This window comes from Gordonia aichiensis NBRC 108223 (genome assembly GCF_000332975.1).
Classification (GTDB): Bacteria; Actinomycetota; Actinomycetes; order Mycobacteriales; family Mycobacteriaceae; genus Gordonia; species Gordonia aichiensis.
Window position 1 is genome coordinate 163,910 of record NZ_BANR01000001.1, and the last position, 21,418, is coordinate 185,327.

The window sequence follows — 21,418 nt, forward strand, 5'->3', positions numbered from 1 at the left end:
GCCGTCGTACGGGCGAGTTTCGTGCACGCTGAGCAGAAATTGACAGCCCTGCGGCTCATCGGTGATTCTTGGAACAGGTCATGAGTGCCAGCGACAAGCCCCGGCTAGCTGGTCGGCAACCCTCCTCCGCGGTGGGGTGCTCCGGGTGACGACCTGGCCATATCCGAGGTGGGTATGGCAAGCGTGGATTCCAAGGAGATTGTTCGATGACTGCTGTCGTCACCCGTTCGTTCACCGATTTCTCACAGATCGAGGCTGTTTCGCCTGATCAGACCCCGACGATCGCCGCATTGGCCGAGGTCGTCGGCGCAACAGAACGCGCGCCGCTCGCCGACGGTACGACGGTGCGCTACGCCAATCTCGACTACGCGGCGAGCGCTCCCGCTCTTACCGCGGTCGCCGACGCCGTCACCGAGGCTTTGCGCACGTACGCCAGCGTGCACCGCGGTGCGGGCCATCTCTCGCAGATCACGACGCGACGCTACGAACAGTGCCGCGAGACCGTTCGACGCTTCGTCCGTGGACGAGCCGACGACGCCGTCGTGTTCACCAGAAACACCACCGACGCGATCAACCTCGCGGCGCATGTGACACCCGGCGACGTCGTCGTCCTCGACATCGAACACCACGCGAACCTGCTTCCGTGGGTTGAACGCAAGGACAAGTGGACGCGCATCGTCGAAGTGGCTTCGACCATCGACGAGACCCTGGCCGCCGTCGAGCGTGAGCTCGAAGCCAAGCCCGTTTCGCTGCTCGCGGTCACCGCGGCGTCGAATGTGACCGGCGAGGTCCTTCCCATCTCGCGACTCGCATCGATCGCGCACCGGCACGGGGCCCGAATCCTGGTCGACGCAGCGCAACTCGTCGCGCATCGCCCGGTGTCGATCGTCAGCCACGGCATCGACTACCTGGTCTTCTCGGGCCACAAGCTCTACGCACCGTTCGGCGCGGGTGTGCTGATCGGACGCACCGACTGGCTCGACGCCGCGCAGCCCTACCTCGCCGGTGGTGGCGCCACTGCAGACGTCGACGTCGAGTCCGGTTGCGCATCGGTCTCGTGGCACACGGGCGCATCGCGGCACGAAGCAGGATCTCCGAATGTACTGGGCGCCATCGCGATTGCGGCGGCATGTGAGGCGATCACCGAGCTCGGGCACGAATGGATCGGTGCACACGAGGCGTACCTGTGCGCGCTGTTGGACGACGGACTCGCCGAGATCGAGGGTGTGCGCCCCCTGCGCGTCTTCGACGACGGTGTCGAGCGAGTCGGCATCGCCGGGTTCACCGTCGACGGTCACACCCCGCGCGAGGTCGCGGAGTACCTGAGTGCAGAGCACGGCATCGGTGTGCGCGACGGCAAGTTCTGCGCGCACCCTCTGCTCAATCGCCTCGGCCATCCCGATGGCGCGGTGCGCGCAAGCTTCGGTCTCGGTAGCTCTTCCGACGATGTCGACCGCCTGCTCCATGCGCTGCGCTGCCTGTGCGATCACACTGCCGACGCTTCCGCACCCCGCCACCGAAAGGCCCACCGATGACTATCCACACCACTTCTCCGCGAGATCAGGTGACCGGCGAGCTACTCGCTGCCGACACAGGTCTGATCACAATCGGCCGCCCCGCGCTGCGCGTCGCCGTCGTCGGCGACGCAGCGGCAGCGGAACTGCCGATCGTGGTGCGACGTTCGACGCTGCGCGACGCCCAGCGCACCAGGTCGTTGCTCCGGGCAGGAACCCGTGACACGGCGAACTTCTCGGTAGCGCTCGCGGTCGAGGTCGCCATCGCACCTCATCCGGGTTCGGCGCGCGCGTCGGTGTCGGCGGTGCCTGTGAACGAGAGCGCCTCGGAGACCGTGCGTTATGTCGGGACTCCGCACGGCCTGGTCACGCTGATCCGCGACATCTACGCGGCCGAGGTCGCCGACGCCGTGATCATCGTGCCGATCGACGGCTCGGCAACCGAGCATCGCGTACGCGCAGAGGTGCTGCCGCAGTTCGAGACCCGACGCGCCGCGTGATCCCGACGACCCGTAGATAGAACTGAGCAGTGCCGGGGTCTCAGTGGGCCGCGTAGGCGCGGGCGAGGTCGAGACGCTGCCACGACTGAGCGCCGCGACTTTGGTCGTCGAGCGGATAGCCTGCGGGATAAGCGGTGCGGCGCAGGAGGTCGGTTGCCTGCGCGCGGGTCAGCCCGGGATGCACCCGCAGCACCAGATCGACGGCCGTCTGCGGCACGACGAACGGCGCGTCCGCCGATCCGATACGGCTCAGCCCGTAACTCATGCGCTCGCGGTAGTCGCTGACGGCTGCGGCGTCGCTGCGATACGCGATGTCGCGTGCGATGCACACAGACAGTGCTGCACCACAACGCCATTCGAGTTCGGCGCGCAGTTCGCGTCCCGCGGCGTCGATCAGTGGTCGGAATCTCGGGTCGGCATACCTGTCGGCAACGGCGGCGTCAGCGACCATGCGTCCGCCGATCACATCGAGCGGATAGTGCACGCCGAGAACCACCCGGTGGTAGCCGGCCTCACTGCCGCGGGCGAGGAGTTGCGGGGCGAACTCGGGCACCATCAGGGCGAGGAGTCCGGTGCGGATCATTGCCGAGGCGGTATGGCCGGACGGGAATGACGAACCGGTCGACAGCACGTCCTTGTCGGTCTTGCCCGGCAGGTTGTAGACCTTGATCCGGTTCGGTGCCACCACATAGGGCCGCGGATTGTCGGAGATCTCCTTCTCCACAAGAGTCGACGCCGCCACACCCTGACCGCGTGCGGCAAGGGTGTCGACGAGTGCGGTCACCTTCGGCAGACGCTTCTCGGTCAGTGCGCGACGCATGTCGGCGCCCAGTTCGGTGCCGAACGCGTCGGTCATGGCGTACAGCTGGGTCTGTGACACTCCGTCGATGGCATACGCATCGTCGAGCGCTCGCTTCTGCAGTGCCGGATCATGTTGCGCCGCATTGTTGATGGCGATCGCCTTCGCCAGGTTCTCCGAGATCGTGGCGGGGTGGTGTGCTCGGATGTCGGTGAAACCCGAGATCACCGGCCAGTAGAGTACGTCGCTGCCGTGTATGTCCGACTGGTAGACGGTGGCGAGTGCCCCGACCGGGAAGGGCGAGGGGGTCGGCTTGGGTGGCGCGGCTTGTGCCGCCGCGGAGGCACCGAACATCGCACACAGTGCCGTCGTTGCCATGACGAGTCCGGTTGCGAGCTGTCGGGTCAATCTCATCGGAGTCCCTGTCGATCGAGGTGTGGTCTGGATGCTGGTTGTTCCTGTAAATAGCTACGCACGAATAAGTTTCGGGTTACCCGCGCGGGTCGACCAGCCGAATGCCCGCCGCGCCGTCGATCTCGGATCGAGCACATCGTCGACGTAGAACCATTCCATCGTGGCGCGGGCAGTGGTCACGGTCATCACCCCGAATCCGTGACGTGTCAGTTCGACATCCTTGATCCAGGGGTTGGCCAGCTTGATGGCCTCCTGTCCGGCGGAGAGCACCGCGGCTGTCGGAGCGTCGAGCGCGCGGTTGACCGCGATCGTGTCGTGCGGGCTGGCGGCGGTGATGCTCGGGACGGTGAATTCGCATGCGACGGTCCGCCCGGAGCGGTCCCTGCCGTAGTGAGGAACGTTGAGCGGCAACTCACTTGCCCACGAGCTGTGAATGTCACCCGCGACCAACACCACGTTGCGCTTGCCTGCCCGGTCGATCGCGGACAACAGTTGCCGACGCTCCGCGGCGTATCCGTCCCACTGATCGCTGTTGACCGGGATACCGTCCTGCGGCAGCCCGGCCTTCTCATGCAACCAATCGGCGAGCCGTGGGTCGGTGGATTCGGGAATCGTCAACGGCACCATCATCACCTCGCTACCGATCACCTGCCATCGGGTCGACGACGTCGTGACCGACGTCTCCAGCCAGGTGTACTGCTCGGCGCCGGTGATGCTCTGGGCCGGATCGTCGACGCGTGTCGACGACTGCTTGTCCCTATAGGAGCGCAGATCGGGGATGATGAGCTCGGTCAGCGTGCCGAAGCGCAGTCGCCGATACAGGTGCTCGCCGTTCTCGAGTGAATTGGGGCGCACCGGCATCCACTCGAAGTACGCCTGCGTCGAGGCTCGTTTACGTGCGGCCCAGCTGCCCTGCGTGCGCGGATTGTGGTTCTCGGCGCCGTCCTTGTAGGAGTCATTGGCCGACTCATGGTCATCCCACATGCAGATGAACGGGTGCGCGGCATGTGCACGGGCCAGGTCGGGATCGCGGTGGTACTTTCCCTGTCGGATGCGGTAGTCGGCGAGGGTGACCGTCGCATGTGGTGGTTCGACTCTGCGTACCGTCTCACCGAATGCGCCTGCGTAGCCGCCCGATTCGTATTCGTAGGTGTAGTCGCCGAGGTGCAGCACGAAGTCGATGTCGTCACGGTCGGCCATCGCTCGATACGAGATGAAGTGTCCTGCTTCGTAGTTGGAGCACGAGCAGACTCCGAACCGGAGACGGTCGATGGCCGCCGAGTTCGCCGGTGCGGTCTTGGTCCTGCCCACCGGCGACACCGCTCCCGCGGCCGGGCCGTCGAGGACCGTGAAGCGGTAGAAGTAACGTGTCGCTGGGGCGAGTCCTGCGGCGTCGACCTTGACGGTGTGATCGCGTTGCGCCGACGTCGCCACGTTTCCGGATGCGACCACGCTGCCGAATGCGTTGTCCCGTGCGACTTCCCAGCGCAGCGTTGTCGGATCGCCGAGTCCTGAGCCGGGCGTCGCACGCGCATGGGGCGTGACGCGCGTCCACAGGATCACACGGTCGGGGAGTGGATCGCCAGACGCGACCGAATGCACGAAAGCGCTCGAACCGCCACGGGCTGCCGTTGCGGCGGGGACCGCGGTCGACGCGACGGCGGCTGTACCAGCGGCCACGCTTGCCGACTTCAGGAACGTCCTGCGCGTCACACCTGCGTGTTGCGACGAGGGGGTTTCGACGGTTTTCGGAAGTCTGAGAGCCACGAGGTGTCAGTCAAAACCCGATAGGTGACTGGATCGGGTAGTTCAGGTGAACGACAAGTGACCACCTGCGGCCGCCGCCGGCACAGTGGGCGAGATATGTGAGCGACCAGACTGCTCAGGCCGGGCTCAGGCCTCGCCACGCTCCCACTGTTCGATCAGACCGGCCTGTGATTCCTCGGTGAGCAGCCCGTAGAGCTTGAACCGAGCCATACCGCCGTCAGGGAAGATGTCCATGCGTGCCTCGGTCATCGGCCGGTCGAGGTCGATGACGAACCGGTGGCGGGTGTCCGGCTGCAACTCGGTGCGCGGCAAGACGTCGAACCAATCGCCGTCCTCGCCGTCGCGGCCGCGGACCGTTGCGGCGCCCGGTGCATTGCCGATGAAGTAGCTGGTGTCGAGTTCGACGAGGCTGACCCGCCCTTGGCCTGCGAGGCGCACCTGTACCCAGTCGTTTCCGGAGTCACGGCGACGACTGGTCTCCCATCCCTCGCCCATGTGTCGCGCGCGTCCGGGCATCAGCAGATTGTTCGGCGAGCTGTAGAACATGTTGGAGCATGCGGTGATGAGGCCGCCGTTCTCGAGCGCCGCGAGGTCGAAGTGGCCATAGCGGAAGAAGTGCGGGTTGGGTACACCACGCCCGTGCACACGGAAGCGAGCAATACCGCCGTCCGGGTGCATGGTGAGCCTGACGTGAGTGAAGCGGTCCTTGGCGTCGACCTTGAACGGATTGCGGGTGTCGCCGTCGACGGGGGTCTTCTCGACGATGGTGGTCCACGCGGCATCGTCGACGAGTTCTTGTGCAGAGACAACGCCCTCGACGGCGGTCGCCTCCACCGAGATCTCGGGCGGATAGTTGCCTTTGAACCACGACGTGTCGACGACGACGCCGTAGATCACGCCGGGGGCGCCGAGCCGGATGATCGCCTGGTCGACACCATCGACACGGCGTCGTCTCGTCTCCCACCCGTCGTAGACCTGGCCCTTGTGTCCGAAGGTGGCCGGACGGTACTCCGCCGGGCCTGTCTTGATCAGGTTCTGCACCTCAGCGAACAGGTCGTCGTTGGTCCACACCACCGCTCCGCCGAGATCGCGCAGGGCGAGGTCGGGCATGGACGTGAAGTGCGGGCGGCTACCTGACGGCGGTGGGGGCTGAGGAGTCACGAATGTCGATGGTAGTGGGCTGTTTGCCAGGTGGAGAATCGGAGCGCATACTTGCGCACGGCATTTGCGTGCAACATGCAACTATTTGCAGTCGACAACATCTGTCGGCTTTGTCCGCTCGGTACCGATGCAGCCCATCGGCACACAACCGGCGTCGGCGGATGCTCCAGCGACCAATAATCAAAGACCAGCGCAGAAGGTGGTGACCGTGCTCGAACCGGAGTCGATCGATCAGCTCTTCGAATCACTCAGCCGCTACCTGCGCATTCGTGACCGTGCCATACACACAACGTTTCGCACCAGGGAGGGCGAGTTCGAGACCGCGGCCTTCCGCGGACTGTTCCATCTCGACCGACACGCCATGCGGTCGAGTGAACTCGCCGTGGCGCTGAGCGCCGATCCGTCGACTGTCTCGCGCCACGTGGCGCAGCTCGTCGAGCTCGGTCTGGTGCGTCGGGAAGCCGACCCCGATGACGGACGTGCAACCCTGCTGGTGATCACCGAGGCGGGACGTCAACGCGTCGAGGGCATGCGCGCGATTCGGCGCCGGGCCTTCGACGCCGCGATGGCTGACTGGAGTCAGGAAGAACTGTCGACGCTGGTGGTGCTGTTCGACCGCTTCGTCGACGCCGCCGAGCAACTCATCGTGCCGGCCGCCGACCACGCCGGGAAGGAAACGACATGACAGACGAGACGAAGGTCTCCGCGTCGTCACACGACGTCGCGGGCGCCGGGCTGACGCACCGGCAGATCCTCACGATCCTCGCGGGCCTATTGCTGGGGATGTTCCTCGCGGCACTCGACCAGACCATCGTCTCGACGGCGATCCGCACCATCGCCGACGACCTGCACGGCTACGACATGCAGGCCTGGGTGACGACCGCTTATCTGGTGACGTCGACGATCGTCACACCCCTCTACGGCAAGCTGTCCGATCTGTACGGACGTAAACCCTTCTTCCTGCTTGCCATTTCGATCTTCATCGTCGGGTCACTGCTGTGCTCCATCGCGACGTCGATGTACGAGCTCGCGGCATTCCGTGCGCTGCAGGGGCTGGGTGCGGGCGGTCTGTTCACGCTCGCACTGACGACGATCGGCGACATCGTCCCGCCCCGCGAGCGCGCCAAATACCAGGGCTACTTCCTCGCGGTGTTCGGAACGTCGAGTGTGCTGGGTCCGGTGCTTGGCGGGTTCTTCGCCGGCCAGTCGTCGATCCTGTGGGTGTCGGGGTGGCGCTGGGTCTTTCTCGTGAACGTGCCGATCGGCATCGTCGCGCTGATCGTCGTCGCCAAGGTACTCAACTACGACCAGCAGAAGGGGCAGGGTGGCCGTACCGACTACTGGGGTGCCTTCGCGCTCGCGGTCGGGATCGCGCCGCTATTGATCGTTGCCGAACAGGGCCGCGAGTGGGGATGGTTCTCGGGATGGTCGCTGCTGTGCTACGCCGTCGGGATCTGCGGTATCGCCGCGTTCATCTGGATTGAACACATGATGGGCGACGACGCGCTGATACCGCTGCGCGTTTTCAAGAATCGGGTCTTCGCGCAGGGCATCGTCATCTCGATGGTCGTCGGTGCCGTGATGTTCGGCGGGATCTCGATGCTGCCGCAGTACTTCCAGGTACTGCGCGGATCGTCCCCGATGGTCGCGGGCCTGCAGATGCTGCCGATGGTGCTCGGCCTGATGTCGGGTTCCATCGCGTCGGGCCAGATGATCTCGCGCACCGGCAGGTACAAGGTGTTCACGATCATCGGTGCCGTGCTGATCGCCGTCGCCACGTTCTTGTTGCACCTGGTTTCGACGTCGACGCCGGTGTGGATCGTGATGCTCATGGCGTTCCTGCTCGGCTTCGGACTCGGCAATCTGATGCAGCCGATCACGCTCGCGATGCAGAACATCCTGCCGCCCAAGGACATGGGTCTGTCGACGGGCACCGCGACCTTCTTCCGTCAGATCGGCGCCACACTCGGTGTCGCGGTGTTCTTCTCGCTGCTCTTCAGCCTCATGGGGCCGAACATCAAGGACGAGATGGTGTCGGCCGCAGGTACTCCCGAGTACCGGGCCGCAGTCGTCAAGGCCGCGGGCAGCGACGACCCGCAGGTCAGTGCTTTTGCCAAGAGCCTTATCGCTGCGTCGCAGAATCCCGACGGCGCGGGCGGGTCGTCGGACACGGTGATGAGCGATACGTCGATCATCGAGAAGCTGCCCGCGGAGCTCGGCGACCCGATCAAGGAGGGCTTCGCCCACTCGATGGACTCGGTGTTCTTGACCGTGTCGATCGTGTCGCTGCTCGCGATCATCGGCACCGTCACGTGGAAGGAACTCCCGCTACGACGCGGGCGGCCCGCCGCTGAGCCTGCCGCCGCCGAGTGAGCTGACCGGCTGGACCCGGCTAAGACAAATCCACCTCATCTGTGACGTTTCACCTTCGGCAGTGCCAAAGGTGTCGCGCAACAGATGAGGTGGATTCGTTTCAGGCTGTGAATTCGTTCTGGCTATGGCGCCCGGTGCCGCTCAGTGTCCCGGGAAGCGTTCGACGGCTGCCTGGGCGACCTTCTCGGCCTCGTCTTTGCCGACCCAGCCGCCCGGCGTGACCTCTTTGCCGGGCTCGAGGTCTTTGTAGTGCTCGAAGAAGTGCGAGATGGCGTTGAGCTCGAACTCCGAGACGTCACCGACGTCCTGGATGTGGTCCCAACGCACGTCCTTCGCCGGAACGCACAGCAGTTTGTCGTCGCCGCCTGCCTCATCGGTCATGGTGTACATGGCGACGACGCGCGCCTTGACCACCACACCCGGATACACCGATTCGGGAAGCAGGACCAGCGCGTCGAGCGGGTCGCCGTCCTCGCCGAGAGTGTTGTCGATGTAGCCGTAGTCGGCGGGGTAACCGAACGCGGTGTAGAGGTAGCGGTCGAGGAAGACCTTGCCGGTCTCGTGGTCGACCTCGTACTTGTTGCGACTTCCCTTGGGGATCTCGATGGTCACATCGAATTCCACGGTTCCTCCTTGATCGTGGCGCCTCCGGCGGGAATCGGTGCGCCTTCGGCGGGTGTCGACAGCCGCGGTCCGGCTGTGCGAATCGCCTCAACGATACTGTGGGGCGTCGGAAGAGATCGGTTGAGACCGGAGGTCGAGTGGGCGAGGGGATTCAGGGCGGTCGGTTGCGCGGGCGTCGTCGGGCGGTCGTGTGGACTCTGGTGTCGGTCATCGTGCTGGCCTTGATCGCGTCGAGCGTGCTGTTCGTGGCGTTGCGTGCGAACAGATCCGACGACCTACCCGCCGGGGTGCCGCCGCGACCCGCACCGATCGCGGCCAAGCCCGAGATCAGCCCGGTGGCGGCGAACGCCCCACTACCGACGGCCGACGGCGTGACCAAGCAGATCTCCGCAGCCTCCCGCGCGCCGCAGCTCGGTGAGTTCACCGGGCAGGTGAGCGACTCGCTGACCGGCGCGATCCTGTGGTCGAAGGGACCGAACACGCCGCGCGTGCCCGCGTCGAACACCAAGATCCTGACCGCGGCAGCGGCGCTGCTCGGCCTGCCGCACGACGCCCGCCTGACGACAAGCGTCGTCGTCGGAGCCGACGGCCAGGTGATAGTCAAGGGCGCCGGGGACCCCACCCTGTCCGCGCAACCGAAGCGCTCGCAGACCTTCTACACCGATCCGGGACGGATCGCCGACCTCGCCGACCAGATCCGCAAGTCGGGAGTTCCGGTCACCTCTGTTGCCGTCGACACCAGCGCATACAGCGGTCCGACGATGGACAGCAGCTGGAGCAAGGAGGACATCGCGGGCGGTGACATCGCGCCGATCGAGTCACTGATGACCGACGGTGCCCGCATCGACCGACTCAACGAGTATTCGCCTCGCGTCAACACACCGGCGATCACAGCGGGAGAACAACTCGCCAAGTCGCTCGACGTCGACGCCCCGGTCAGGCAGGCCACCGCCCCCGCAGGCGCACGGACAGTCGCGTCGGTGCGGTCGGCGCCCCTGGTGACGAGGGTCAACGACATGCTCCGCTACTCCGACAACGTGCTCGCCGAGGCCCTCGGTATCGAACTGTCCGTCGCGCACGGCGGCCCCGCGACCCTGGCGGGCGGGACATCGGCCGTCAAACAGACGCTCGCCGACAACAAGTTCGACGTCTCCAACGTGACGTTGCGCGACACGTCGGGGCTCTCGTATCGCAATCTCGTTCCCGCCGCACTCCTCGACAGACTCATGGCCAGCGCGAGTGGACCCACCGGTGGTGACCAGCCCATCGACACGAAGATTCGCCCCATGCTCGACGGTCTGCCGGTCGCCGGAGGCACGGGCACACTCGCCGACCGCTTCACCGTGGGCGAGAATCCCGGCGCGGGTTGGGTCCGCGCGAAGACCGGAACACTGACCGGTGTCAGTTCGTTGACCGGCATAGTTCAAACGGTCGACGGTCGTGTGTTGTCGTTCGCGCTGATCTCGGGGGGAACATCGCCCGCGGATGCGCGTCCGGCACTCGACACCGTCGCGGGCAAGTTGAGGGAGTGCGGGTGCCGATGACCGAACCGACCGACGACGTGAGAAGTGGCCCTGACGAGCTCGAACCGGTACAGGCCCGGCCGGGCGGCGACTCGATCGGTGCGCGTATCGATTGGTCGCTCGCGGCGACGGTCGGCAAGCGACTGGTCCGTCCGGGACCCAAGACGACCGCCTACACCCTCGACGCCGCGCGTGCGGAGCTTGCTGATGCCGCGGTGCGCGCCGAGGCGCCGGTCCGTGAGGTCACCGGGCTTGCCGATGGTCTGCGCGTGCCGAGCGCGCTCGTGGTCGATCGTCGCGGCTGGGTCGACGCCGCGTCACAGTCGATGCGTTCGATGCTCGACGGCGACGGCGAAAGCGAATCCGGCGGAGGGCTGTCGGGGAAGGTCGGCGGCCTGCAGGCGGGGGGCTTGCTCGCCTTCCTGGCGGGAGCAATCCTGGGCCAGTACGACCCGTTCACACCGCATGATCCCGATGATCCCGGCGCCGGGAGCGGAGCGACTGATCCGGGCGTGCTCATGTTGGTCACGCCGAACATCATTGCGGTCGAGCGCAGTCTGCACGTCGTGCCGTCGGATTTTCGTCTCTGGGTATGTCTGCACGAGGTGACGCACCGGGTGCAGTTCTCGGCCAATCCCTGGCTGCGGCAGTACATGCTCGACAACATCGGCGTCCTCACCAGCGATGCGGGCGAGTCGGTGACAGACGTCGTCGCGCGGATCAACGCGGCAGTTCGTGGCGCCGGCGCCAAGCGAGAAAAGGGCATCATCGGGGTGATGCAGCTGTTGCAGACGCCCGAGCAGTACGAGGCGTTCACCCGCCTGATGATGCTCGGCACCCTGCTCGAGGGGCACGCCGATCACGTCATGGATGCCGTTGGCCCGGCGCAGGTTCCGACGGTCGAGCAGATTCGCGCAGCGTTCGACAAACGACGTACCGCGCCGCGAAATCCTGTGCAGCGCATCATCAGAGCGTTGATCGGGATGGATGCCAAACTGGCGCAGTACATCCGGGGTAAGGCTTTCGTCGACGAGGTGGTCTCGACCGTCGGAATGGAGCGGTTCAACACCATCTGGACCGACGCGGAGACCCTGCCCCGGCCCGACGAGATCGACGAGCCGTCGCGATGGATTGCACGCGTGTTGTGACCCGAGCGGTCGCTGATTTCGCGGCCGTCCACCTCGCCGGGCGCACCGAGGTGTGCGTCGGGTTGTCCGGCGGACCCGACTCGCTTGCGCTCACGGCTGCAGCACTCCGGACAGGGCTGACCGTACGCGCACTTGTCGTCGACCATGCGCTGCAGCCCGGATCGGACGCGGTCGCGGCCGAGGCGGCGCGGACCGCTGTGGGCCTCGGTGCATCTGCGCAAGTGCTGCGCGTGAGCGTCGGAACCGACGGCGGTATGGAGGCGGCGGCGCGCGATGCCCGCTACGCGGCGCTCGACGCCGCGCGCGATGGGCTACCGGTATTGCTGGCACACACGATGGACGACCAGGCCGAGACCGTGTTGCTCGGACTCGGGAGGGGCTCGGGCGCGCGCTCGCTCGCGGGGATGAGGGCGTGGCGCGAACCGTGGGGTCGGCCGCTGTTGGGTGTGCGTCGACGGGTGACGGTCGGCACCTGCACCGAGTTGGCACTACCGGCGCACGCCGACCCGCACAATCGTGACCCGCGGTTCACCCGAGTCCGTCTCCGAGCAGAGGTGATCCCGCTGCTCGACGAAGTGCTGCAGGGAGGCGTCGTCGAAGCCCTGGCGCGCACCGCCGCTTCGCTGCAGTCCGACGTCACAGCACTCGACGAGATCGCCGACGAGACCTACTCGAGAGCGTCACGCGAGAACGGAACGACAATCGAGCTCGACGTCTCAGCGGTCACGGGGTCCCCTGATGCCGTGCGAACACGTGTGGTGCTCCGCTGGCTGCGCGAGGTCGGAGCCACGGAGCCGACGACGCGGGTGATCGTGGCCGTCGACGAGGTGGTTCGAGGGCTGCGCGGAGGACAGGTGGCCATCGGGGGCGGGCCTGGTCACCGGCTGGTGGTGGTTCGGGTCGACGACGTCCTGCGGGTCCGCGGCGTCACCCGGTGACCAGGCGGTCAGCGGGCGTTTCAGTGGGTGTTGCCCGAAACAGACGCCGACTTGACACTGGCCCGCACCCAGATTCCGGTACCTGCCACGGCCACGATGAGCGCGGGCTTGTTCAGGACCAGTGCGAGTGCGCCGAGGAGGACGACGTTGTTCGCCAGGTAGACGGGGCCCATGATCAGCACGTGCGCGAGGCAGAACAGCGCCCACACCAGCGTGAGGCGCCGATGAAATCGAACTCGATCGGCGGGGTCGGGTAGTTGGCCGCTCTGCGGCTCGAGTCGGAGCTAGCGGCAGATGGGCAGCGAGAGTGGTGACGGGGTGGCCAGGCTGATACCGAAGACCACGGTCAGGGCTGTGTACAGGATCAGCGGCGGCAAGAAGAAGTCTCTGCCCTCGCCGGTGGTTGCGGCCATGGCTGAGAACACGAGGATCAGGCCCGCTGAGATGGCGACGGTGAGAGGTTTGTCGCCGTGCCAGAGCCGGAGACCGGCGATGATCGCTGCAGTCACGATGGCTGCGACGATTCCGGCAACGATGTTGCCGAGTTGGTAACCGATGATGAAGGCGAGGATGGGTGCGCCACCGTCGATGAGGTGTCGGACGGCGCCCACTTCGCGGATCTTCGTTCGCATCCGACGTAAGACTCCGATGGTCTCATCAGTGGTGTCCGGTGGCGGGCTTGCTGCGGCAGTCATGTTGTGTCCTAACGATTGTGGGGGAGCGGTGATGGTTCACAGTTGTGCGGCGACCCCGCGGCCTGCGGTCCGTCCGGAGAACAGGCATCCGCCGAGGAAGCTGCCTTCCAGAGCGCGGTAACCGTGCATCCCGCCACCGCCGAACCCCGCGACTTCGCCCGCCGCGTACAGGCCACCGATGGGAGTACCGTCCGCTCGTAGTGCCCGCGCGCTGAGATCGGTATGAATGCCGCCAAGGGTCTTGCGGGTCAACAGATTGAGTCGAACCGCGATGAGCGGACCAGCCTTGGGGTCGAGAAGTCGATGTGGCGACGCGACTCGCGTGATCCTGTCAGGAAGGTATCTGCGCGCGTTGGCGATTGCCGCCATCTGGTGGTCCTTGCTGAATCTGTTGTCGAGTTGACGGTCACGGGCGGTGACCTCGGCTCGCACGGTGTCCACGTCGAGCAATGCCGACCCGGTGAGGTCGTTCATCGCCACGACCAGGTCGTCAAGGTTGTCGCGCACCAGGAAGTCGACGCCTCGTTGGGTGAACGCCTCGACAGGTCCGGGCACCCCACCGCGGGCTCGTGTGGTCAGGAGCTTGAGGTCTTTGCCAGTCAGGTCGGGGTTCTGTTCCTGGCCCGAGAGACCGAACTCCTTCTCGATGATCTTCTCGGTGCAGATGAACCAGCTGTAGTCGTGCCCGGTGGCCAGAATGGCCTCGGTGGTGCCGAGGGTGTCCGAGCCGGGGTAGATCGGGGCGGGTAGACGTTTGCCGGTGGCGTCCAACCAGAGTGACGACGGTCCGGGGAGGATTCGTATCCCGTGGTTCGGCCAGACCGGGTCGTAGTTGGTAATGCCTTCGGTGTAATGCCACATGCGGTCCTGATTGACCAGACGTGCACCCGCTGCTCCACTGATCTCGAGCATTCGTCCGTCCACATGAGCGGGAACGCCCGATAGCATCCGCTCGGGGAAGGGTCCGAGTCGTGCGGGCCAGTGTTTCCGGACCAACTCCGGGTTTCCGCCGATGCCTCCCGACGTGACGACGACGGCGTCGGCACGAAACTCGAACTCCGACACAGTGGTCCGGTTGGATGCAACGCCCCGTGCAGTAGGCGAGTCCGCAAGTACCCGGCCTCGAACGCCGGTCACCGCTCCGTCTCGTGTGGTGATCTCGTCGACGCAATGCCTGTGGGCGAAGCGGATTCGTCCGCCTGACGCCGCGACGCGATTGGTGAACGCCTCGACCAGCGCTGGGCCGGTGCCCCAGGTGATGTGAAAACGGGGGACCGAGTTGCCCGGCCCCAGTGCTGTTGCGCCGCCACGCTCGGCCCAGCCCACGACCGGAAAGAACGATATCCCCAACTCGGAGAGCCACTGTCGCTTCTCCTCGGCGGCGAAGTGGACGTAGGCTTCGGCCCAGCGCCTCGGCCACGCGTCCTCGTCGGGCCTGTCGAAACCGGCCGTGGCTTGCCAATCGGTCCACGCGAGGTCGAACGAGTCGTGGATTCCCACGCGGCGTTGTTCGGGGCTGTCGACGAGGAACAAACCGCCGAACGACCAGAATGCCTGGCCCCCGATGTTGGCTGCGTTCTCCTGATCAAGGATCAGAACGGACTTGCCGGTGGCCGCAATCTCGGTGGCGGTGACCAGACCCGCCAGTCCTGCTCCGACGACGAGGACGTCGGCCTCTGGTGAATGTGTCATGGGATCTCTCTAGGTGTGCTCGGTGGTTGTCTGTGTGTGCGAGTCGGAAGGTCGTCGTGCACACGGTGCGGTGTCAGACCGCGGGCGGCGGGGTCTCGCCGGGGGTACCGAGGGTTGCTGCGACAGCGGGGCCACCGAATCGCTCGACGAGTGCGGCCTGGTCGGCTTTGGCCTGTGCGTCTACATCTGTTGGGTTGCAGATGGACTCGATCTCGGCGAGGAGCGCTGCGAGCGTCTCCCGGTAGGCCGGGTCGTGTGCCAGATCCTTCGTTTGGTTCGGATCGGTTGCGACGTCGTAGAGTTCGTCGTCGTACCCTACATAGTGGTGCAGGACGTAGTCGCCCTTGCGCAACAGGAACGCGCCGCTGGCCGCCCCCATCGCGTGGTACTCGCTCATGACGGCACGCTCGGGATCGGGTGACTCGGCGATCTGTAGGAGCGATGTTCCTGGCCGCGGTGCGCCGGTAGCGGCGACTCCGGCGGCGTCGAGGATCGTCGGGTAGAGATCGAGGAGGCTCGTCGGGGTGGAGTTGACCGTGCCTGCTTCGACGCCTGGTCCCGCGATGATCAGCGGCACTCCGGCTGATTCGGTGTAGAGCAACGACTTTCCCCACAGCCCACGGCTCCCGACCATGTCGCCGTGGTCGCTGGTGTAAATGACCAGTGTGTTCTCGGCCTGCCCGCTGGCATCGAGTGCGTCGAGAATGCGTCCGACGTTGTGGTCGAGATAGCTCACCAAACCGTAGTAGGCGGCAGCGGCGCGTCGACGCTCCTCCTCGGTGTTGGCGTCGTCGAGGCCCGGTAGGACTCCTGCGAAGGCCTCGACCCACGGGTGACGGGCGTGACCGTGCTCGGGCCGCATGGTCGGGGTGGGCATGTCGTCGGGGTTGTAGAGTTCGAAGAACTCGGGTGGTGCGAGGTAGGGGAAGTGCGGTGCGAGCAGTCCCGAGTACAGTACCCACGGTTCGTCGTGGTTGTGCTCGTCGGCGAGCCACTCGCACGTGCGGTCGGTGACCGCGGCGTCGTAGCGTGTGTAGTCGGATTCCGCGCCACCGGAGAAGGACACCATGAGTGGGGCATTGTCTCTGCGCGGCAACGGGTCTCGTACTGATCCCCAGATCTGTCCGACACCGTCCTTGAGGTGCATCGGCAGGTGCTGCACGTCGAATCCGGTCGGGTCGGTCTCGTTGCGATAGTGCAGCTTTCCGATCGACTCGACGCGCCGCCCGGCTCTCTGTAACTCGTGTCCCCAACTCTCGACGGCGCCGTCGTATCCCATGGCGTTGTCCCAATACCGCGTCTGATGCGGGTACAGGCCGGTGGCGACCGAGGCGCGGGACGGCACGCAGATGGGACTTGCGCAGTAGGCATCGCTGAATCTCGTTCCGCGCGCGGCGAGGCGGTCCATGTTCGGCGTTGCGACGAGCGGATTGCCTGCCGACCCCATGATCTTGGGATTGTGCTGGTCGGACATGATCAGCAACACGTTCGTTGGGGTAGAGGACATGGTTGTCTCACTTCCTTTTGTGGGGCGTGGATTGCGGGTTTTCAGGTCTTCGGTGGAATGACCGAACGGAAAGAGAAGTGCGTGTGTATCAGAGGGCGATGCGGAAGCCGATGTTCCCGCTGCTGCCGTCGGCGGAGTTCGAGGTGCGCGCGGAGACTCGGTAGCGATTGCAGTAGCTGTCGTGGCACATGTGTGAGCCGCCGCGCATGGCCTTTCGGGACTCCGGCGCTTCATGTGGAGTGCCGGAGTGGTCGACGCGCCATGCGTCGGCCGTCCATTCCCAGACGTTGCCGACCATGTTGTAGAGGCCGAATCCGTTGGGCTCGAACGCTTCTACCGGCGCCGTCGATCGGTATCCGTCGGCGGCGGTGTTGCGAGCCGGGAAGGAGCCCCGCCAGATGTTGCACCGAAAGCTCTCGTCCTCGTCGAGCTCGTCACCCCACGGATAGCGCGCTCTGCTCAGCCCGCCTCGTGCGGCGTACTCCCACTCGGCTTCGGTCGGCAGGCGCACACCGGCCCATCGGCAGAAGGCGCGGGCATCGTTCCATGAGACGTGCACGACGGGATGGTCGGCTCTCTCGCTGACATCGCTGCCCGGACCTTCTGGTGCCCGCCAGGTGGCATCGGTGACCGCGCACCACCACGGGGTGCCCTCGGGTCGGGGCGAGGCGCGTCTTAGTGCTGCGGGAAGAAAACCGGCGAAGACGAAGGACCACCCGAAACGCTCTGCGTCGGTGACGTATTCGCTGCTCGTCACGAACTCGTCGAACTCGGCGTTGGTGACGGCGTGTGCGGAGATGGCGAACGCGTCGACCCTCACAGATCTCACCGGGCCCTCTCCGTCGGCGGCGTGGCTCGATGGTCCGTCGTCTCCCATCCAGAAGTCTGTGGTGGGCAGGCTGATCATCTGGTCGCCCGAGAGCGCTTGGCTGCTCGCTCGAATCTGTTGTGGGGCTTCGCGATCACTTCCGATGCTCGGAGTGGGCAGGCGCTGTGGGGTGCAACAAGCTCGGGCACCGCCGTCCGGGCTGTCGAATGCCGCGCACGCTTCCGCATCGAGTTCATGAGTCATTTCGAATCTCTTCCGTGTGCTGACCTAGCCGACTGCCGCGGCAATGGCGGTACAGATACAGGCAACGGCAACCAGTGCTGTGATGGTGGTGAAGTGGACATGCGTAGGTTCGGAGATGCGCCTTGCCAGCATGTGACTGCGTCGAAGACAAAGAAACGCCAGCGCGACGACGCACGAGCCGGCTGCGGCGACGCAGAACGTTGCAGCGACCGGCGCCCTGACGACTGCGGCATGTGCGAGCAGTGAGACGGTTACCACTGCGGTCAGCGTCGTTCGGCGCCAGGCGAGCGCGGTGCGCTCAATGGCCAAACCGGGATCTGCGGGCCACGGAGACTGTGTGGTCATGACACAACCAATGCCAGAACCGCCGCGAGTCCGATGACGACGACCCCGACGGCCACGAGCGGGACGACCAGATTGCCGGGGAGTTCGCTTCCGCGGCGCATGGCGTGGTTCACCCGTTTCCACTGTCGAAAAGCCAAGCAACACAACGCAAGAGCTAGGCATGCGCAGGTGAGGGCTATCGCGCGTCGGTAGTCGGTTGTCGCGAACTGGGCTGCGAGCGACTGAAGGGCGACTCCGCCGGCGAGTAGCCCGAGCGAGGTACGGATCCACGCAAGGAACGTTCGTTCATTGGCGAGCGTGAAGCGGTAGTCGACCACGCTGTCTGCGGGTGTACCGGCCGACGTGGCGTCGTCACTGTCGCACTGCTGCGCAACCATGGATGACCTCTTCGAAAACAGACTTTGTGTCTTGAAGCAGACTTGCTGTCTGAAAACATACGTCATGTATTGAAAGGGGACAAGAGGTCCGTGTCACGTAAGGCGATCACTATGGGCCACACCACAGGGATTCTCGGGTCAGTCGGTACCGCGTCGCCTCGCGGCGGCAAGAGTGAACACGCGCGCTGTTCCGCTCTGGCCTGCCGGCGAGGGACGGGCGTCGAGTGGGCGGTGTTGCGGATGCGGGTATTGAGGTCCCGGTATAGAGAGGTCGGGGTTCCTTGGCTCGAGTAACCGCTGCGGTCAGGAGGCCGGCGACTGGGAATTCGCTGCGTCGAACCCTGACGCCCAGTACCGACCATGTAGCGAGAGGTTGAGGAGCTGGTTGATGATGTCATCGAGCGGAAGGCGCGTCTCCGATTCGAGCCACCACGCCAGCACCGTCGCTATCTCGCCGACCCACGCGCGCGCCAGGATGTCGGGGTCGATGCGCATCTGCACGCCCTCGGCGTCGGATCGGCGAGTGAAGTACTCGGTGACGCGGGCGACGCGATCGTCGACGAAGCGTCGCAAGCCCAGGCCGTCACCTTCTCCGCGCAGGATCACACGGTAGGTGTCCCGCTCCTGCGCGGCGTGGTGAAACAAGGCGGTGATCGCCTGGCCGCTGAATCCGCGGCCGTCCGCGGCGAACACCGGTTCCAGACGTGTCTGCATGTCCGCGATCACGTCGTCGACTATCTGCTCGAAGAGTGCGTCTTTGTCGGTGTAGTGCGCGTAGAAGGTGGCGCGACCCAGGTCTGCTCGGCTGGTGATGTCCTCGACGGTGATCGATGAGTAACCCTGCTCGAGTACCAGCGAGATGAAGGCTTCCCGGAGTTGCCGACGGGTGCGTGCGGTCCGGCGATCTTGAGACGCCACGCGGCCACCCTTCTGCTGAAGGCCGCAGGTGCCCCGATGTGGACTCGGGGGATCTTGTCCGTGCGGCTGGTCACCTCCGTCGATGAGGCTGTGGCCATACTAGGACCCCGACAAACGGAAGGTGCGGGTGGCTACCTGTAGCCCACCGCACCTTCCGTTTGTCGAATCAGTGATGTTCTCCGACTCGGACCGACAAGTCGAGCGTCTGGAAGTACTCGAGCACTCGACGCCGGTGAGAATCAGCGTCCCTCTGCCAGCGATTGTGCCGGCATCGCGACCGCCGACACCACGTGGCAGGCGTCAGCAGCCCGGACGGTCAGCCCCGGATGTCAGTAGTACTGGGGTTTGAACGGCGAGTTGATCGTCTTGAAGTACTGCTGTGCGGCAATCGCCAGAGTCGGGCCGCCGGCAACGATGGTGCCAACGACACCGCCGACGCCTGCTCCGATCGTCAGACCGGGAAGGCAGGCGAGTGGAAGGCTCACAATGCAGCCGATCGCCGCGCCGATGGCCGTTCCGACGAACCCGCCGATGGCAAAGGCCAGACTGATCTGTTGCCCGAATCGAGCCGCCGCTTCGTCGTCGCGCTGCTGGCGGGTCTGCGGCCCGCGAATCTGCTTATCGATCTCTGCGCGGTATCGCTTGACACTTGCGCGGTCGACTGGCCGGGACGCACTCGCCGCACGCACCGGTGTCAGTGTGATGGTGTTGCCTGCAGTCCGGGCCTTGATAGGAAATTCCCGATCGTCCACACGGTAAGCGAGCGGAAAGGTGTAAACGGACGCACCGGACGAATTCTTGATGCTCACCGAATCGTTGGATTTCTCGATGGAACCGCCGCGTATCGAGACGGATACCGTGCCACCAGATGATGAGACGGTGTACCCGACGGGGGTCGTGGCCGAGGCCGGTGCGGTTGCTACGAAGAGTGGCAAAAACAATGCTGCACAAGAAAGTATGCAGATGGTGGCGCGGCGGGTCACTCGCCTCATTCCGATCGGTCGCAGGGCGTCGCTGCGGCTGGGTTTCATGGTCGTCCTTGCCTGTGTGGTGGGCGCAGGTGACCGCGACCACGTGGTCTATATAGGACGTCGCGGTCGTCGGCCGAGAATCTGCGGAGTGATTGTGTGAGTGGTCGGACAAAAATGTTGCGAAAACGTTTCAGACCATATGTCAAAGAAGTGCATAACAGGTGAGGCGTGCGGAATTTTTGTGACTGGTGTGACGGAGTTCGCTGAAGTGTTGTCTTTCTGTTATGTATTTGTAGTCCGGTCGGGTTACGCCTCTCGGCGCTAAATGGAGGCTGGCGATGGTGTTCACCCGGTGCGGGCATGACAAGCTAGACGCCGTGGCGAATGAGACGGGACATCACTACGGCGACGACATCGAAGCAGTCCTCATCACCGAGGAACAGATCAAGGCGCGAACGGCGGAGCTGGCGCAGTCGGTGGCCGCGCGCTACACCGATCTGCACGACGACCTTGTCCTGATCGGCGTCCTCAAAGGCGCGATCATGTTCATGACCGACTTCGCCCGAGCGCTGCCTATCCCGTCACAGATGGAGTTCATGGCCGTGTCGAGCTACGGGTCGGCAACGTCGTCGTCGGGCGTCGTGCGCATTCTCAAGGATCTCGACCGCGACATCGCCGGCCGCGACGTGCTGATCGTCGAGGACATCATCGACTCGGGACTCACGCTCTCCTGGTTGATGAAGAACCTCGCCACCAGGCAGCCGCGGTCACTTGCGGTGTGCACACTGCTGCGTAAGCCCGAAGCGGTCCGGTCTCCGGTCGAGGTCGCCGACATCGGCTTCGACATTCCCAACGAGTTCGTCGTCGGGTACGGCCTCGACTACGCCGAGCGTTACCGCGACCTGCCCTTCATCGGCCGTCTGCGCCCGTCGGTCTACCAGAAGTAGCGGTGGCCGCAGGCCGCGCCGACAAAACGGGAACGGTTTCACCTGCGTGATCGTTGACCGGTAGCCTCATATGTGTACGACCGAACCCTTGGGTGGCGTTCACATCGTTGTAGAACCGATGGGAAGGACAGTG

Annotated in this window: 19 protein-coding genes, 1 pseudogene and 1 riboswitch; of the genes and pseudogenes, 8 read left to right on the forward strand and 12 right to left on the reverse strand. The window is 65.2% G+C overall.

Annotated features, from left to right (window positions below):
- Positions 1–76: 76 nt before the first annotated feature.
- A riboswitch (SAM riboswitch) is annotated at positions 77–190 on the forward strand.
- 16 nt (positions 191–206) lie between these two features.
- Positions 207–1,535 carry an aminotransferase class V-fold PLP-dependent enzyme gene (locus GOACH_RS00745; protein WP_005169144.1) on the forward strand — a complete coding sequence of 443 codons (1,329 nt, stop codon included), beginning with the start codon at positions 207–209 and terminating at the stop codon, positions 1,533–1,535.
- On the forward strand, positions 1,532–2,014 hold the full coding sequence (locus GOACH_RS00750; RefSeq protein WP_005169145.1) for a hypothetical protein: 483 nt from the start codon (positions 1,532–1,534) through the stop codon (positions 2,012–2,014). The genes GOACH_RS00745 and GOACH_RS00750 overlap by 4 nt, the downstream gene beginning before the upstream one ends.
- A gap of 40 nt (positions 2,015–2,054) precedes the next feature.
- On the opposite strand, the gene GOACH_RS00755 is transcribed toward GOACH_RS00750, so the two are convergent.
- The 3 genes from GOACH_RS00755 to alc all read right to left on the reverse strand — a co-directional run bounded on the left by GOACH_RS00755 (position 2,055) and on the right by alc (position 6,104).
- Positions 2,055–3,227 carry a phosphatase PAP2 family protein gene (locus GOACH_RS00755; protein WP_005169146.1) on the reverse strand — a complete coding sequence of 391 codons (1,173 nt, stop codon included), beginning with the start codon at positions 3,225–3,227 and terminating at the stop codon, positions 2,055–2,057.
- 54 nt (positions 3,228–3,281) lie between these two features.
- Positions 3,282–4,907 carry an alkaline phosphatase D family protein gene (locus tag GOACH_RS00760; RefSeq protein WP_245551754.1) on the reverse strand — a complete coding sequence of 542 codons (1,626 nt, stop codon included), beginning with the start codon at positions 4,905–4,907 and terminating at the stop codon, positions 3,282–3,284.
- 213 nt (positions 4,908–5,120) lie between these two features.
- Positions 5,121–6,104, reverse strand: coding sequence for an allantoicase (gene alc / locus GOACH_RS00765; protein WP_217999506.1), 984 nt, complete (start codon positions 6,102–6,104; stop codon positions 5,121–5,123).
- Positions 6,105–6,357: 253 nt separating this feature from the next.
- Between alc and GOACH_RS00770 the strand changes: the two genes are divergently transcribed.
- Positions 6,358–6,840, forward strand: coding sequence for a MarR family winged helix-turn-helix transcriptional regulator (locus tag GOACH_RS00770; RefSeq protein WP_005169149.1), 483 nt, complete (start codon positions 6,358–6,360; stop codon positions 6,838–6,840).
- Positions 6,837–8,528, forward strand: a complete 1,692-nt coding sequence (locus GOACH_RS00775; RefSeq protein ID WP_005169150.1) for an MDR family MFS transporter — start codon at positions 6,837–6,839, stop codon at positions 8,526–8,528. The genes GOACH_RS00770 and GOACH_RS00775 overlap by 4 nt, the downstream gene beginning before the upstream one ends.
- Before the next feature lie 141 nt (positions 8,529–8,669).
- Here GOACH_RS00775 and GOACH_RS00780 read toward each other — a convergent pair whose 3' ends face one another.
- Positions 8,670–9,152 (reverse strand): inorganic diphosphatase, encoded by a 483-nt coding sequence (locus tag GOACH_RS00780; RefSeq protein WP_005169151.1) that lies wholly within the window; start codon positions 9,150–9,152, stop codon positions 8,670–8,672.
- A 137-nt stretch (positions 9,153–9,289) separates the two neighbouring features.
- On the opposite strand from GOACH_RS00780, the gene dacB reads away from it, so the two are divergent.
- From dacB to tilS, 3 genes are read left to right on the forward strand one after another with little or no spacing between them, the layout of a single operon-like run.
- The gene (gene dacB, locus GOACH_RS00785; protein ID WP_005169153.1) at positions 9,290–10,696 is read left to right on the forward strand and encodes a D-alanyl-D-alanine carboxypeptidase/D-alanyl-D-alanine endopeptidase; all 1,407 of its coding nucleotides are present in this window, start codon (positions 9,290–9,292) and stop codon (positions 10,694–10,696) included.
- On the forward strand, positions 10,693–11,823 hold the full coding sequence (locus GOACH_RS00790) for an Rv3626c family coenzyme F420 biosynthesis-associated protein (protein WP_005169155.1): 1,131 nt from the start codon (positions 10,693–10,695) through the stop codon (positions 11,821–11,823). The genes dacB and GOACH_RS00790 overlap by 4 nt, the downstream gene beginning before the upstream one ends.
- Complete coding sequence (gene tilS, locus GOACH_RS00795) at positions 11,802–12,761, forward strand: tRNA lysidine(34) synthetase TilS (protein ID WP_005169157.1); 960 nt, start codon at positions 11,802–11,804, stop codon at positions 12,759–12,761. Before GOACH_RS00790 ends, tilS begins: the two co-directional genes overlap by 22 nt.
- Positions 12,762–12,781: 20 nt before the next feature.
- Here the strand turns inward: tilS and GOACH_RS00805 are convergent.
- The 8 genes and pseudogenes from GOACH_RS00805 to GOACH_RS00840 form a co-directional block, all read right to left on the reverse strand.
- Positions 12,782–13,456, reverse strand: a pseudogene (locus tag GOACH_RS00805) (DUF3159 domain-containing protein).
- Between the two features lie 36 nt (positions 13,457–13,492).
- A complete protein-coding gene (locus tag GOACH_RS00810; protein WP_005169163.1) occupies positions 13,493–15,148 on the reverse strand; it encodes an FAD-binding dehydrogenase in 1,656 nt (551 codons plus the stop codon).
- A 73-nt stretch (positions 15,149–15,221) separates the two neighbouring features.
- A complete protein-coding gene (locus GOACH_RS00815; RefSeq protein WP_005169165.1) occupies positions 15,222–16,655 on the reverse strand; it encodes a sulfatase family protein in 1,434 nt (477 codons plus the stop codon).
- Positions 16,656–16,743: 88 nt separating this feature from the next.
- A complete protein-coding gene (locus GOACH_RS00820; protein ID WP_005169167.1) occupies positions 16,744–17,727 on the reverse strand; it encodes a formylglycine-generating enzyme family protein in 984 nt (327 codons plus the stop codon).
- 24 nt (positions 17,728–17,751) lie between these two features.
- Entirely contained in the window at positions 17,752–18,072 is a 321-nt protein-coding gene (locus GOACH_RS00825; protein WP_005169169.1) for a hypothetical protein, read from the reverse strand.
- Positions 18,069–18,449 carry a YidH family protein gene (locus GOACH_RS00830; protein ID WP_005169171.1) on the reverse strand — a complete coding sequence of 127 codons (381 nt, stop codon included), beginning with the start codon at positions 18,447–18,449 and terminating at the stop codon, positions 18,069–18,071. Before GOACH_RS00830 ends, GOACH_RS00825 begins: the two co-directional genes overlap by 4 nt.
- Positions 18,450–18,752: 303 nt before the next feature.
- Positions 18,753–19,367 carry a TetR/AcrR family transcriptional regulator gene (locus tag GOACH_RS00835; RefSeq protein ID WP_005169173.1) on the reverse strand — a complete coding sequence of 205 codons (615 nt, stop codon included), beginning with the start codon at positions 19,365–19,367 and terminating at the stop codon, positions 18,753–18,755.
- Positions 19,368–19,696: 329 nt separating this feature from the next.
- Entirely contained in the window at positions 19,697–20,350 is a 654-nt protein-coding gene (locus GOACH_RS00840) for a DUF8020 domain-containing protein (protein ID WP_157227419.1), read from the reverse strand.
- A 326-nt stretch (positions 20,351–20,676) separates the two neighbouring features.
- Here GOACH_RS00840 and hpt point away from each other — a divergent pair, with 326 nt between their 5' ends.
- On the forward strand, positions 20,677–21,285 hold the full coding sequence (hpt, locus tag GOACH_RS00845) for a hypoxanthine phosphoribosyltransferase (RefSeq protein WP_005169180.1): 609 nt from the start codon (positions 20,677–20,679) through the stop codon (positions 21,283–21,285).
- Positions 21,286–21,418 lie beyond the last annotated feature (133 nt).